This window comes from Enterobacter sp. DC1 (genome assembly GCF_000568075.1).
In the GTDB taxonomy this organism is placed as follows: domain Bacteria; phylum Pseudomonadota; class Gammaproteobacteria; order Enterobacterales; family Enterobacteriaceae; genus Enterobacter; species Enterobacter asburiae.
The window spans coordinates 16,915-30,609 of sequence record NZ_AZUA01000010.1; the positions used below are offsets into that span (position 1 = coordinate 16,915).

General features: G+C 60.7%; 14 protein-coding genes. 11 read left to right on the forward strand and 3 right to left on the reverse strand.

Translation table 11 applies throughout. The features are described from left to right. The first annotated feature begins 79 nt into the window (after nucleotides 1–79). The 5 genes from phnL to phnP are packed head-to-tail and all read left to right on the forward strand — an operon-like array spanning nucleotide 80 to nucleotide 3,636. On the forward strand, nucleotides 80–760 hold the full coding sequence (gene phnL / locus P346_RS01895; protein ID WP_032662539.1) for a phosphonate C-P lyase system protein PhnL: 681 nt from the start codon (nucleotides 80–82) through the stop codon (nucleotides 758–760). Next, complete coding sequence (gene phnM, locus P346_RS01890) at nucleotides 757–1,893, forward strand: alpha-D-ribose 1-methylphosphonate 5-triphosphate diphosphatase (RefSeq protein WP_032662541.1); 1,137 nt, start codon at nucleotides 757–759, stop codon at nucleotides 1,891–1,893. The genes phnL and phnM overlap by 4 nt, the downstream gene beginning before the upstream one ends. Then, on the forward strand, nucleotides 1,890–2,441 hold the full coding sequence (phnN, locus tag P346_RS01885; protein ID WP_152537879.1) for a ribose 1,5-bisphosphokinase: 552 nt from the start codon (nucleotides 1,890–1,892) through the stop codon (nucleotides 2,439–2,441). Before phnM ends, phnN begins: the two co-directional genes overlap by 4 nt. Beyond that, the gene (gene phnO, locus P346_RS01880) at nucleotides 2,434–2,868 is read left to right on the forward strand and encodes an aminoalkylphosphonate N-acetyltransferase (protein ID WP_032662545.1); all 435 of its coding nucleotides are present in this window, start codon (nucleotides 2,434–2,436) and stop codon (nucleotides 2,866–2,868) included. Before phnN ends, phnO begins: the two co-directional genes overlap by 8 nt. 9 nt (nucleotides 2,869–2,877) lie before the next feature. Beyond that, entirely contained in the window at nucleotides 2,878–3,636 is a 759-nt protein-coding gene (gene phnP / locus P346_RS01875) for a phosphonate metabolism protein PhnP (RefSeq protein ID WP_032662547.1), read from the forward strand. 101 nt (nucleotides 3,637–3,737) lie between these two features. On the opposite strand, the gene yjdP is transcribed toward phnP, so the two are convergent. Together yjdP and P346_RS01865 are read right to left on the reverse strand one after the other, a co-directional pair. Further along, nucleotides 3,738–4,061 (reverse strand): DDRRRQL repeat protein YjdP, encoded by a 324-nt coding sequence (gene yjdP / locus P346_RS01870; RefSeq protein ID WP_032662549.1) that lies wholly within the window; start codon nucleotides 4,059–4,061, stop codon nucleotides 3,738–3,740. Between the two features lie 69 nt (nucleotides 4,062–4,130). Next, complete coding sequence (locus tag P346_RS01865) at nucleotides 4,131–6,413, reverse strand: ATP-binding protein (RefSeq protein WP_032662552.1); 2,283 nt, start codon at nucleotides 6,411–6,413, stop codon at nucleotides 4,131–4,133. 232 nt (nucleotides 6,414–6,645) lie between these two features. On the opposite strand from P346_RS01865, the gene P346_RS01860 reads away from it, so the two are divergent. From P346_RS01860 to P346_RS01835, 6 genes are all read left to right on the forward strand, one after another. After that, a complete protein-coding gene (locus P346_RS01860) occupies nucleotides 6,646–8,166 on the forward strand; it encodes a sugar ABC transporter ATP-binding protein (protein ID WP_023310078.1) in 1,521 nt (506 codons plus the stop codon). Further along, nucleotides 8,163–9,158, forward strand: a complete 996-nt coding sequence (locus tag P346_RS01855) for an ABC transporter permease subunit (RefSeq protein ID WP_032662554.1) — start codon at nucleotides 8,163–8,165, stop codon at nucleotides 9,156–9,158. Before P346_RS01860 ends, P346_RS01855 begins: the two co-directional genes overlap by 4 nt. A gap of 32 nt (nucleotides 9,159–9,190) precedes the next feature. Continuing rightward, nucleotides 9,191–10,132 (forward strand): ABC transporter substrate-binding protein, encoded by a 942-nt coding sequence (locus P346_RS01850; RefSeq protein ID WP_032662556.1) that lies wholly within the window; start codon nucleotides 9,191–9,193, stop codon nucleotides 10,130–10,132. Nucleotides 10,133–10,237: 105 nt separating this feature from the next. Then, a complete protein-coding gene (locus tag P346_RS01845; RefSeq protein ID WP_032662557.1) occupies nucleotides 10,238–10,924 on the forward strand; it encodes a D-lyxose/D-mannose isomerase in 687 nt (228 codons plus the stop codon). A gap of 11 nt (nucleotides 10,925–10,935) precedes the next feature. Further along, nucleotides 10,936–11,796, forward strand: coding sequence for a ketose 1,6-bisphosphate aldolase (locus P346_RS01840; protein ID WP_032662559.1), 861 nt, complete (start codon nucleotides 10,936–10,938; stop codon nucleotides 11,794–11,796). Beyond that, nucleotides 11,796–12,800, forward strand: coding sequence for a carbohydrate kinase family protein (locus tag P346_RS01835; RefSeq protein ID WP_032662560.1), 1,005 nt, complete (start codon nucleotides 11,796–11,798; stop codon nucleotides 12,798–12,800). Before P346_RS01840 ends, P346_RS01835 begins: the two co-directional genes overlap by 1 nt. On the opposite strand, the gene P346_RS01830 is transcribed toward P346_RS01835, so the two are convergent. After that, nucleotides 12,797–13,528, reverse strand: coding sequence for a response regulator (locus tag P346_RS01830; RefSeq protein WP_032662562.1), 732 nt, complete (start codon nucleotides 13,526–13,528; stop codon nucleotides 12,797–12,799). The two genes, P346_RS01835 and P346_RS01830, sit on opposite strands and share 4 nt — an antisense overlap. Nucleotides 13,529–13,695: the final 167 nt, after the last annotated feature.

A 13,695-nucleotide genomic window follows, 5' to 3' on the forward strand; every position in this document is an offset into this window, starting at 1 on the left:
ACCCGGCAAAACGAACTCCGCACCTTGTAGGCCGGGTAAGGCGAAGCCGCCACCCGGCAAAACGAATCGCGAGGCCAACATGATCCACGTACAAAACGTAAGTAAGACCTTTGTGCTCCACCAGCAAAACGGCGTGCGCCTGCCGGTGCTGCAAAATGCCTCGTTAGAGGTCAGCAGCGGCGAATGCGTGGTGCTGCACGGCCATTCCGGCAGCGGAAAATCCACCCTGCTGCGCTCCCTGTACGCCAACTACCTGCCGGACGAAGGCCATATTCACATTCGCCACAACGATGAATGGGTCGATCTGGTGCAGGCCCCCGCGCGAAAGGTACTGGAAGTGCGCCGCACGACGATCGGCTGGGTGAGCCAGTTTCTGCGGGTGATCCCGCGGATCTCCGCCCTGGACGTGGTGATGCAGCCGCTGCTGGATCTCGGCGTGCCGCGCGAAACCTGCGCCGCCAAAGCCGCCAGCCTGCTGACGCGCCTCAACGTGCCGGAGCGCCTGTGGCACCTTGCCCCGTCGACCTTTTCCGGTGGCGAGCAGCAGCGCGTCAATATCGCCCGCGGGTTTATCGTCGACTACCCGATTTTACTTCTGGATGAACCCACCGCCTCGCTCGACGGTAAAAACAGCGCCGCCGTGGTGGAGCTGATCGAACAGGCTAAAGCGCGAGGCGCGGCGATCGTCGGGATCTTCCACGACGACGCCGTACGCAGCCGCGTGGCGGACAGACTGCACCCGATGGGGACAAACGCATGATTATCAATAACGTCAGGCTGGTGCTGGAAAATGAAGTCGTTAATGGCTCGGTTGAAGTTCATGAAGGCGTTATTCGCGCCTTTGCCGAAACCCAAAGCCGTACCCCTGAAGCGATGGACGGTGAAGGCGGCTGGCTACTGCCGGGGCTGATTGAGCTGCATACCGATAATCTGGACAAATTTTTCACCCCGCGCCCGAAGGTCGACTGGCCCGCCCATTCGGCGATGAGCAGCCACGACGCGCTGATGGTCGCCAGCGGTATCACTACGGTGCTGGACGCGGTGGCGATTGGGGACGTGCGCGACGGCGGCGATCGCCTGGAGAATCTGGAGAAGATGATCAACGCCGTGGAGGAGACGCAAAAGCGCGGCCTCAACCGCGCCGAGCACCGTCTGCACCTGCGCTGCGAGCTGCCGCACCACACCACCCTGCCGCTGTTTGAAAAGCTGGTCGGGCGCGAGCCGGTCTCGCTGGTCTCCCTGATGGACCACTCGCCGGGGCAGCGCCAGTTCGCCAACATTGAAAAGTATCGTGAATACTATCAGGGCAAATATTCTCTCAGCGATGCGGAGATGGCCCGCTACGAAGAAGAGCAGCTGGCGCTTGCGGCGCAGTGGTCGCAGCCAAACCGTCTCAGGATTGCCGCGATGTGCCGGGACCGCAATATCGCGCTGGCCAGTCATGACGACGCCACGCACGATCACGTGCGCGAATCCCACCAGCTTGGCAGCGTGATCGCCGAATTTCCCACCACGTTCGAGGCGGCTGAAGCCTCACGCAGGCACGGCATGAACGTGCTGATGGGCGCGCCGAACATCGTGCGCGGCGGATCGCACTCCGGTAACGTGGCGGCAAGCAGGCTCGCCACCCTCGGCCTGCTGGATATTCTCTCGTCCGACTACTACCCCGCCAGCCTGCTGGATGCGGCGTTCCGGGTGGCCGACGACGAGAGCAACAGCTTTACGCTGCCGCAGGCGATTCGTCTGGTGACGAAAAACCCGGCCTCGGCGCTTAATCTTCAGGATCGCGGAGAAATCGCTGAGGGTAAACGCGCGGATCTGGTACTCGCCCACCGCAAGGGCGAGCATATTCATATCGACCACGTCTGGCGTCAGGGAAAAAGGGTGTTCTGATGGGAAGGCTCATCTGGTTAATGGGGCCCTCCGGCTCCGGTAAGGACAGCCTGCTGTCCGCCTTACGACAGCGGGAACATCCGCAGCTGCTGGTCGCGCACCGCTATATTACCCGCGCGGCCAATGCCGGGAGCGAAAACCATATCGCCCTGAGCGAGCAGGAGTTTTTTACCCGCGCCGGGCAAAATCTGCTGGCGCTGAGCTGGCACGCCAACGGCTTTTACTATGGCGTGGGCATCGAAATCGACCTCTGGCTGCACGCGGGTTTTGACGTGCTGGTTAACGGCTCGCGCGCGCATCTGCCACAAGCGCGCGCCCGCTACGAGGCGGCCCTGCTGCCGATCTGTCTGCAGGTTTCGCCGGACGTTCTGCGCAGCCGGTTGCAGAGTCGGGGGCGTGAATCAGCCCGTGAGATCGATATGCGGCTTGAGCGCGCGGCCCGCTATGCTCCGTCGGACTGCCACATCCTCAATAACGACGGAAGTTTGCTACAGTCAGTCGATACCTTTTTATCGCTTATCCGTCAGAAGGAGAAACAGCATGCCTGACTGCCAGCTTCGCCCCGCCACAGCCGACGATGCGCAGATTGTCTATGCCCTGATCTGCGAACTGAAGCTGGCAGAGTTCGACCATCAGGCGTTCCACGCCGGGTTTCTTGCCAATCTGCAGGATCGCAACATGCGCTACCAGCTTGCGGAGAGAGAGGGACAGGTCATCGGCATGATCGGCCTGCACATGCAGTTTCACCTGCACCACGCGCGCTGGATCGGCGAGATCCAGGAGCTGGTGGTGATGCCGCAGGCGCGCGGGTTAAAGGTGGGAAGTCAGCTGCTGGCCTGGGCGGAAGAGGTGGCGCGACAGGCCGGCGCGGAGCTGACCGAACTTTCCACCAGCGTGAAGCGCACCGACGCACACCGTTTTTACGTTCGTGAAGGATACACGCAGAGCCATTTCCGATTCACCAAACCGCTGTAGAGGTGCGCTATGAGTCTGACCATCACGTTGACGGGAACCGGTGGCGCCCAGCTGGTGCCGGTCTTTGGCTGCGACTGCGCGGCGTGTCGCCGGGTGCGCCTGCAGGATAACTATCGCCGTCGCCCGTGCAGCGCGGTGGTGAAATTCAACGATGCCGTCACCCTGCTGGATGCCGGTATTCCGCACCTGATGGACGACTGGCCGGCAGGCAGCTTCCAGCAGTTTTTGCTCACCCATTACCATATGGATCACGTTCAGGGGCTGTTCCCCCTGCGCTGGGGCGTGGGGGCGACGATTCCGGTTTACGGTCCGCCGGACGAAGCGGGATGCGACGATCTGTTTAAGCACCCCGGCATTCTGGATTTCAGCCACACGGTCGAACCGTTTGTGATGTTTGAGCTCCAGGGGATGCGGGTCACGCCGCTGCCGCTCAACCATTCGAAACTAACCTTCGGGTATTTGCTGGAATCGGCTCACAGCCGCGTGGCCTGGCTTTCCGACACCGCCGGATTGCCGGAAAAAACGGTGAAGTTCCTGCTCAACAACCAGCCGCAGATAATAATTATCGACTGCAGCCATGAGCCGCGCGAGGAAACGCCGCGAAACCATTGCGACTTAAATACCGTGATTGCGTTAAACGAAGCGATTGGCTGCCCGCAGGTGATCCTGACGCACATCAGCCATCAGTTTGACGTGTGGATGATGGATAACCCGCTGCCGCAGGGCATAGAAGCGGGCTATGACGGGATGGTTTTGGTACTCGACTGAGTTTTGCCGGGTGGCGACTGCGCCTTACCCGGCCTACATTCGGAATTAGGTTTTCTCCCTCTCCCGTGGGAGAGGGTTGGGGTGAGGGCAACAGGCCGCACTTAGCCTCGATCGTAATCGTCTTCTAACCTGCGCTCATCCTCTTCTAACCGACGGCGATCGTCATCCAGCTGACGCTGACGTTCATCTAAACGGCGGCGTCTGTCTTCAAGCTGCCGACGACGATCGTCGTATTGTCGACTGTCGATTTGACGGCTGCGGTCATAACGATCGTCGTCGTCATTGCTGCGGCTGCTGCTGGGGTTATAGGCATCGTTGATCGCCTGCTGAATGTTGCCAATAGCATCATCAACAATATCGGCATGAGCCAGCTGGCTGGTGAGTGACAGCAGACCAAATAACAGAACAGTTGAGTAACGTTTCATAAGGCCAGACTCGCAGGTGAACTGGCCTTACGATAATGAACGGCGGAGCACTGAGGTAGCGGAGGAATCTCAAATTACCATGACCTTGCGCAGCGCCTGCGCCAGCTGTACCCGCGTAAACGGCTTGCGCAGTAGCTGGACGTCCGGCAGCTGAGGGTTATGCGCGGGCCGTAGATCCTGGCCGCTGATCAGCAGCACAGGAAGCTGCGGGTAATGGCTGCGCACATGGCTAATCACCTCAGCGCCGCTGAGGCTGCCGGGCAGCATCAGGTCGCTGATAAACATGCCAATATCCGGTGAAGCCTCCAGCATATTCAGCGCCTGCTCGCCGTTGTCCGCTTCCAGCGTCAGGTAACCGAGCTGATGCAGCTGCTCGCACAGGGTTTGCCGAACATCGGCTTCATCTTCCAGCACCAGCACCAGCCGCTCGCTATCGACGGAGGCGGTGGCTGACAGCGCTTCATCGTCCGCCGCGGCAGGCAGCACGGAGCGCGGGAGGTGAAGCCGGACGGTCGTTCCCTGCCCCGGCGCGCTTTCGATCTCCACGCGCCCGCCGGACTGGCGGACAAAGCCGTAGACCATCGACAGGCCCAACCCGCTTCCGCTTCCGGTCTGCTTGGTGGTGAAGAACGGTTCAAAGACCCGGGATTTCACCTCCTGCGACATGCCGCTGCCGCGGTCAATCACCTCCAGCGCCACCATATCCTGCCTGCGCCCGTCGCTGCGGGTGACGCGCTGATTCCAGGTCCGGATTTTAATCACCCCGCTCTGCCCTTCCATCGCATCGCGCGCGTTCATCACCAGGTTGATGATGGCGTTTTCCAGCTGGCTGACGTCTATCCACGCGGGCCAGGCCGGGGTTTGCGCTTCAATCTCCAGGGTGAGGGTGGCAGGCAGGGAGTGGCGCATCAGTTCCCGGAGGTTCTCCAGCAGCGGCAGAATCTCTACCGCATGCGGCGTCAGGGACTGCTTGCGGGAAAACGCCAGCAGGCGCTGGGTCAGTAAGGCACCACGCTCGGCCGCCTTCAGCGCCCGGGTAATGCGCGGCGCGTCTTTCGATTCGGGGTCGGTGAGCTCAAGGCTGCCGATGATCACCGCCAGCAGGTTGTTAAAATCATGCGCCAGCCCGCCGGTCAGCTGTCCGACCGCCTTCATCTTCTGGCTGTGCAGCAGCGCCTCTTCCAGCCCCTGACGCTCGACGCGGTCGATCTCCATCTGCGTGGTTTTCTCTTTCAGCAGGCGCGTGGTGTGCTCAAGCGAGGCGGTATTGCGGGCAAAAACGTTAAACGCGCGCGCCAGCTCGCCCAGCTCGTCCCGCCGCTGCAGCGCCGGCACCGAAACATCCTGTTCGCCGTGAGCAAGGCGCGACATCGCCCGGGAAATGGCCGTCAGGTTAGAGGCCAGATTGCGGTAGATATACCAGCAGGCGCACCCGGTAATGATCAACGCCAGGACGGCGAAGATGCTGATAAACACGCTGATGGACTGCAGCTCGTGATGACTCTGGGCCGTACGAAGGCGGGAGGCCTGCGCCACCTGCCCGACGTACTGATTAATATCGCTGTTGAGGATCGCCACCAGCGCCTTGATGTGGAACATGTACCAGCTTATCGCCAGATCGCTCTCTTCCAGCTGCTTCGACAGCGGGGCGAGCTTGCTTAACTCGGCATTAAAATCTGGCAGAACCCCCTTCACGACCGGCTGCACGGCACTCCGGGGCAGCGCTGCGGCCACGGCGTCCAGCTGCTGAATGGTCGCGCGCGGCGAAGGGGTGTCGATGGCGGCGGCGATCAGCCGGTCCATCTCCATCAGCTGCTGCGCATCCGGCACGTTGCTGTCGTAACGGCGGTTGATGTCCTGCAGATGACGCAGGTAGCTCTGGCTTTGATACAGCGAACTCAGCAGCGCGTTACGCTCCAGATGGCGGCGCTGGCCGCGCTCAAGCATCTCCGTCACGCTCTGCTGTAGCTCATTGCTTCGTTGAATAATGCGCGCCACCAGCGCCGGCTCCTGCTGCGCCAGCGGCGCATCCGCAAGCTGTTCCAGCGAGCGGCGCAGCGCCATTTGCGTCTGCTTCAGGCGCTCGGCTTCGCCTTTGTACTCCAGCGCCCCGACGACCTGCGAAAGCCGCACCGCCGCCGTCGCCACGTTGGCGGTATCGCGGGCCAGGTTCATGCTGCCGGTCATGTCATCCAGCGTTTGCTGCTGAACCTGCTCCTGGATTTGACTGGCGTGACGAAAGCCGAGCACCGCCACGCCGCTCACCATTAGCGTCACGGCGACCACCAGCAGATTAAAAATCAGCAGGCGTCCTCGGGCGCTGGCGAAAAAGGGCGGACGGCGTGATGGCATGGGCTTGGGCTCCTGTGCGGTTTGGTGTCCCCTCACCCTAACCCTCTCCCCAAAGGGGCGAGGGAATGATTTGCTCCCTCTCCCTTTCAGGGAGAGGGCCGGGGTGAGGGTAGTTCATAACTGTGATCTACATTAGCTATTCATAACTATGACAAATATGAACAGCTTCTGACATTTTGCATTTACGCACCTGTGATGAAGTGCAGATATCGGCATTCGCAGGAGATCCGCCATGAGCAGAACCCCGGTACTAGAGATGCGCAGCATTGCCAAAACGTTTGGCAGTTTCCACGCGCTCAAGGGTGTAGATTTGACGGTCTTTCCCGGGGAGATCCATGCGCTGATGGGGGAAAACGGCGCGGGAAAAAGCACGCTGATGAAAATTCTCGCGGGAGCCTATACCGCCACCAGCGGCGAGATCCTGATCGACGGTCAGCCGTTTCACATTAAAGGGCCGAAAGATGCGCTGGCCGCAGGCATTACCCTGATTTATCAGGAAATGCAGCTCGCGCCCAATCTGACCGTTGCCGAAAATATCTTTCTCGGCAGCGAGCTGTCGCGCGGCGGGATGGTCCAGCGTAAAGAGATGGCCGCCCAGGCGCAGGCGGTGATTGAGCGCCTCGGCGCGCAGTTCAATGCTACCGACCTGGTGATGAAGCTGACCATCGCCGAGCAGCAGCAGGTGGAAATCGCCCGCGCGCTGCACCGCAACAGCCGCATTCTGGTGATGGACGAACCCACCGCCGCCCTCTCCTCGCGGGAAACGCACCGCCTGTTCGAACTGATTTTGCGCCTGCGCGATGAAGGGATGGCGATCATCTATATCAGCCACCGCATGGCGGAAGTGTATGAACTCTCTGACCGCGTCAGCGTGCTGCGCGACGGGCAGTACGTCGGCAGCCTGACGCGTGACAAGCTAAACGCCTCCGAGCTGGTGCGCATGATGGTGGGCCGCCCGCTAAGCGACCTGTTCAACAAAGAGCGTGATATTCCTCTCGGCAGCCCGCGCCTCAACGTCCACCACCTTACCGACGGTAAAAAAGTACAGCCGTGCAGCCTGCAGGTGCGTTCCGGCGAAATCGTCGGGCTGGCGGGCCTGGTCGGGGCCGGACGCTCCGAGCTGGCGCAGCTCATCTTCGGCGTGCGTAAGGCCACCGGCGGCATGATTGAGGTCGACGGCGAGCCGGTGGTGATCCACTCTCCGCGTGCGGCCATCGAAAACGGCATCGGTTTTCTCACCGAAAACCGCAAGGAGCAGGGGCTGTTTCTGGAGCTGGCGGCACAAGAGAATATCACCATGGCAACGCTGGAGCGCGACGCCACCTTCGGCATGCTAAACCGCAAAAAAGCCCAGTCGATTTCCGATGACGCTATCGCCCTGCTCAACATCCGCGTACCGCATTCGCAGGTGCGCGCGGGCGGGCTGTCAGGCGGCAATCAGCAAAAGCTGCTGATCTCCCGCTGGGTCGCCATCGGCCCGCGCATTCTGATCCTGGACGAACCCACGCGCGGCGTGGACGTCGGCGCGAAAAGCGAGATTTACCGCATCATGAACCAGATGGCGCGCAAAGGGGTGGCGATTTTAATGATCTCCAGCGAGCTGCCGGAAGTGGTAGGCATGAGCGACCGGGTCTACGTGATGCGGGAAGGCAGCATTGCGGGTGAACTGCACGGGCGCGACATCTCTCAGGAAAACATTATGACGCTGGCAACCGGCGTGAACGATACTCATCATCAGGCGGTGCAATCATGACAACTCCAACCCATCCGCAGCAGGTGGCGAAATCCGCCTCCGCCAAAAAAATGCTGATGAGCGATCTGATGCAAACGGTCGGCATCCTGCCGATTCTTATCCTGATTGTGGCGGTATTTGGCTTTATCGCCCCTAACTTTTTCACCGAGAGCAACCTGCTCAACATTACCCGCCAGGCGTCGATCAACATCGTGCTGGCGGCGGGAATGACCTTCATCATTTTAACCGGCGGGATTGACCTCTCCGTGGGCTCGATTCTGGGCACCACGGCGGTAGCGGCGATGGTGGTGTCGCTCATTCCCGAATTCGCCATGCTCTCCATCCCGGCGGCGCTGATGCTCGGCATGGTGCTGGGCCTGTTCAACGGCGCGCTGGTGGCCTTTGCCGGGCTGCCCCCCTTCATCGTGACGCTCGGCACCTATACGGCACTGCGCGGCGCGGCCTATCTGCTGGCGGACGGCACGACGGTCATTAACTCCAACATCAGCTTCGAGTGGATCGGCAATAACTACCTCGGCCCGATTCCGTGGCTGGTGGTGATCGCCCTGGCGGTCATTGCTATCTGCTGGTTCATCCTGCGCCGCACCACGCTCGGCGTACACATCTACGCGGTAGGCGGCAACATGCAGGCGGCTCGCTTAACGGGCATTAAGGTCTGGCTGGTGCTGCTGTTTGTCTACGGCATGAGCGGCCTGCTCTCGGGCTTAGGCGGCGTGATGAGCGCCTCGCGCCTCTACAGCGCCAACGGCAACCTCGGCACGGGTTACGAGCTGGATGCGATTGCGGCGGTGATCCTCGGCGGCACCAGCTTCGTCGGCGGGATCGGCACGATCACCGGCACGCTGGTCGGCGCGCTGATCATCGCCACCCTCAATAACGGCATGACGCTGATGGGCGTCTCCTACTTCTGGCAGCTGGTGATCAAAGGGGCGGTGATCATCATAGCGGTGCTGATCGACAAATACCGTACCCGACACCATCAAAGTGCATAACAACAAAACCCTACAGCTTCGAGGAAAACCCTATGCGTTTGAAACCGTTAGTGACCGCGCTCTGTGCTGGCGCACTGCTTGCCGCAACGCCGTTTGCGCAGGCAAAAGATCTGAAGTCCATCGGCGTGACGGTGGGCGACCTGGCCAACCCGTTCTTCGTGCAGATCACCAAAGGTGCCGAGCTGGAAGCGCGCAAGCTGGCTGGCGATAACGTCAAGGTGACGCTGGTCTCCAGCGGTTACGATCTGGGCCAGCAGGTGGCGCAGATCGATAACTTCATCGCCGCGAAGGTGGACATGATCATCCTCAACGCTGCGGATTCCAAAGGGATCGGCCCGGCGGTGAAGCGCGCGAAGGACGCCGGGATCGTGGTCGTTGCGGTTGACGTGGCGGCGGAAGGAGCGGATGCGACCATCACCTCCGATAACACCCAGGCGGGCGAAATAGCCTGTAAGTACATTACCGACCGCCTGAAAGGCAAAGGCAACGTGGTGATCATCAACGGACCACCGGTCTCTGCGGTGCAAAACCGCGTGGAAGGCTGCCAGACGGAATTCAAAAAACATCCGGATATCAAGGTGCTCTCGGATAACCAAAACGCCAAGGGCAGTCGTGAAGGCGGTCTGGAAGTCATGACCTCCCTGCTGGCGGCCAATCCGAAGATCGACGGCGTGTTTGCGATTAACGATCCGACGGCGATCGGCGCCGATCTGGCCGCGAAGCAGGCTCAGCGCAACGAGTTCTTTATTGTCGGCGTGGATGGTAGCCCGGACGGTGAGGAAGCGCTGAAGCGCGAAAACTCGCTGTTTGTCGCAACCCCGGCGCAGGATCCGCAGGTAATGGCGGCAAAAGCGGTGGAGATCGGCTATGACATTCTACAGGGCAAACCTGCGCCGAAAGCGCCGGTGCTGATCCCGGTGACGATGATCGATAAAAAGAACGTCGGCACGTATAAGGGCTGGACGGTTAAGTAACGGTTGTGCGGCCTGATGCCCTCACCCTAACCCTCTCCCACAGGGAGAGGGAACTTATTCTCCCGGTGGGAGAGGGCCGGGCGGCAAAAAATTCCAGGAGTCCCCATGAAACGCTCCGACATCAATGAAATTCTCGGCCACACGCGACAGTTCTTTTCCATGCACGACGTGCATCTCCCGCCGTTTGCCAGCTTCCCGCCCACAAAATGGCAGCAGCTTGACCAGGCCGCATGGCAGGAAGTGTTCGACCTCAAGCTCGGCTGGGACGTGACGGCGTTCGGCGGCAACAGCTTTGCCGCTGAGGGCCTGACGCTGTTTACCCTGCGCAACGGCTCGCCCAACGGCGTGCCTTATGAAAAGTGCTATGCCGAAAAAATTATGCACGTGCGCGACGGCCAGGTGACGCCGATGCATTTTCACTGGCGCAAGCGGGAAGACATCATCAACCGGGGCGGCGGGAATCTGATTATTGAGTTATGGAATGCCGGGGCGCATGAAGAGACGGAAAACACCGACGTGACGGTCACCGTCGACGGCTGTCGTCAGACCCACGCGCCCGGCAGCCAGCTGCGCCTCACACCAGGGGAAAGCATCTGCCTGACACCCACTCTGTACCACAGCTTCTGGGGCGAACGCGGCTTTGGTGACGTGCTGGTTGGGGAGGTGTCATCGGTAAACGACGACGAGCACGATAACCACTTTTTGCAGCCCATTGCCCGCTATAACAACATCGAAGAAGACGAACCGGCGCTGCTGGTACTGTGCAACGAGTACAACCTGTTTCGGATATAAAGGAGTAAATGATGCCATTGATCTCTCTTACCGACGGTCTGGAGCACGCCAGGGCGCATCGCTACGCGCTGGGCGCGTTTAACGTGCTCGACTCCCACTTCCTGCGCGCGCTGTTCGCCGCCGCGAAGCAGGAACGCTCGCCGTTTATCATCAACATCGCCGAAGTGCATTTTAAGTACGTGTCGCTGGATTCGCTTGTCGAAGCGGTGAAATTCGAGGCTGCCCGTCACGATATTCCCGTGGTGCTCAATCTCGACCACGGCCTGCATTTCGAGGCGGTGGTGCGCGCCCTGCGCTTAGGGTTCAGCTCGGTGATGTTCGATGGCTCTACGCTGAGCTATGAGGAGAACATTCGCCAGACGCGGGAGGTGGTGAAGATGTGCCACGCGGTCGGCGTGTCGGTGGAGGCGGAGCTGGGCGCGGTCGGTGGCGATGAAGGCGGCGCGCTGTACGGGCATGCGGATGAAGCGTTCTTTACCGACCCGCAGCTGGCGCGTGAATTTGTCGATTCAACCGGCATCGACGCGCTGGCGGTTGCCATCGGCAACGCGCACGGCAAATACAAGGGCGAGCCGAAACTCGATTTTCCACGCCTGGACGCCATTCGCCAGCAGACGGGGCTGCCGCTGGTTTTACACGGCGGCTCAGGGATTAGCGATGCCGACTTCCGCCGCGCCATCGAGCTCGGCATTCATAAAATCAACTTCTACACCGGCATGTCGCAGGCCGCACTCGCCGCTGTGGATCAGCGCATGGCGAACCGCCAGCCGCTGTACGATGAGTTTGCCGAGCTGCTGCTGGGGATAGAAGAGGCAATTACCGATACGGTCGCCGAACAGATGCGCATCTTCGGCAGCGCGGGGCAGGCATAATGGAACGCAAAGGCATCATCGCCGCAGGCAACATGCTGGTGGATCACGTCCACCAGATCGTGCAGTGGCCGGAGCGCGGCTGGCTGGCGGAAATCACCCACAGCGAACGCTCAACCGGCGGTGCGCCGCTCAACGTGCTGCTGACGCTGGCGAAAATGCACGTTGGCCTGCCGCTGCAGGCGGTGGGGCTGATTGGCGAAGACGGCGACGGGGATTACATTCTGGCGATGCTCGACCAGTACCACGTCAACCGCCAGCGGGTTCAGCGCACCACCTTTGCCCCGACCTCCATGTCGCAGGTGATGACCGATCCCAGCGGACAGCGCACCTTCTTCCACTCGCCGGGCGCCAACCGCCTGCTGGATCTTCCCGCCTTCGATCGCTTAGACGGATCGATGAAGATCTTCCATCTCGGCTACCTGCTGCTGCTCGACAGCCTGGATATGCCCGATGACGAATTTGGCACCCGCAGCGCGCGGCTGCTGGCGCAGATGCGCGACCAGGGGTATGAAACGTCGCTCGATCTGGTGTCCCGCAAGGGCGACCCGCGCTATCAGCCGCTGGTGCTCCCTGCCCTGCGCCATCTGGATTATCTGGTGATTAACGAGCTGGAAGCCGGGGAGTTTAGCGGGCTGGAGATGCGCGACGGCGACGATGCGCTGAATATCGCCCATATTGCCGATGCCGCGACGCAGCTGCTGGCGGCAGGCGTGCGTCAGCGGGTGGTGATCCACTGCCCGGAAGGCGCGTGGGGAGAAGCGCCGGGTGAGCAAGGCCGCTGGATCCCCTCATGGTTACTGGAGCAAAAAGACATTGTCGGCAGCGTTGGCGCGGGCGATGCGTTTTGCGCGGGGTTTTTATACGGTTGCCATGAATCGCTGCCGCTCACGGAGAGCATTTATCTGGCGCATGCCTGCGCGCGGGCAAGCCTGCTGGCCGCCAACGCGATTGACGGCGCGAAAACGCTGGCCGAGCTGCAGCTGTTTATCAAAGAGAATACCTAGGCCGCTTTCTCGCTATGGGAAACATCGGTGGCAAAAACATAGCCCAGCCCACGGATGGTTTTGATGAGCGCAGGCTGATGCGGATTCGCCTCGATCTTCCGGCGCAGGCGCATGATCAGCACGTCAATCGTGCGATCGAACACGTCCGCGCTTTCGCTGTGGGTCAGCTCAAGCAGCCGGTCACGGCTCAGCACCCGACGGGCATTTTGCGTAAGCGCCAGCAGCAGGCCGTACTCGCCCTGGGTTAAGGGGACAGGGTTACGCTGAGGATCGCTCAGCTCACAGCGGGTGGTATCGAGCGTCCATCCGTTAAAAGCAATGCCCGCGACGGGCGCTGCCGGGACTTCAGCAGCCAGCACGCCCGTACGGCGCAATACCGCTTTTACGCGGGCGACCACCACGCGCGGGTTGAACGGTTTGCCAATATAATCGTCGGCCCCCATTTCCAGCCCCACCACCACGTCTGACTCGCTGCCCAGCCCGGTTAGCATCACAACCGGTAGCGCCGGTCGCTGCTTTTGCAGCTGCAGCAGAACCTGCAGGCCGTTGATGTCCGGCAGCATCATATCCAGCAGCACCAGCGCGATATTCGGCTCCTGCTGTACCTGCCGCAGTGCATCCTGGCCGTTATGGCAGACAAGCACGCTAAAGACGTGCTCGCTCAGCACGTCCTGAAGCAGTTCGCAGACTGCCGTATCGTCATCAACCACCAGGATCGCCGGTTTCATCGTATGCTTCCGTCAGGGGATTATGTTAAGTCTGAACCATTCTGCCGTCGGCTCCAGTCAAATGGTTTTTTCAGTGACGGAAATTCAACCCATGTCACATCCGCTGTCCTGTCGACACGTCAATTTTGACGATTGGCTGCTTTTTGTCAGGGTTTTCACCGCGAAGG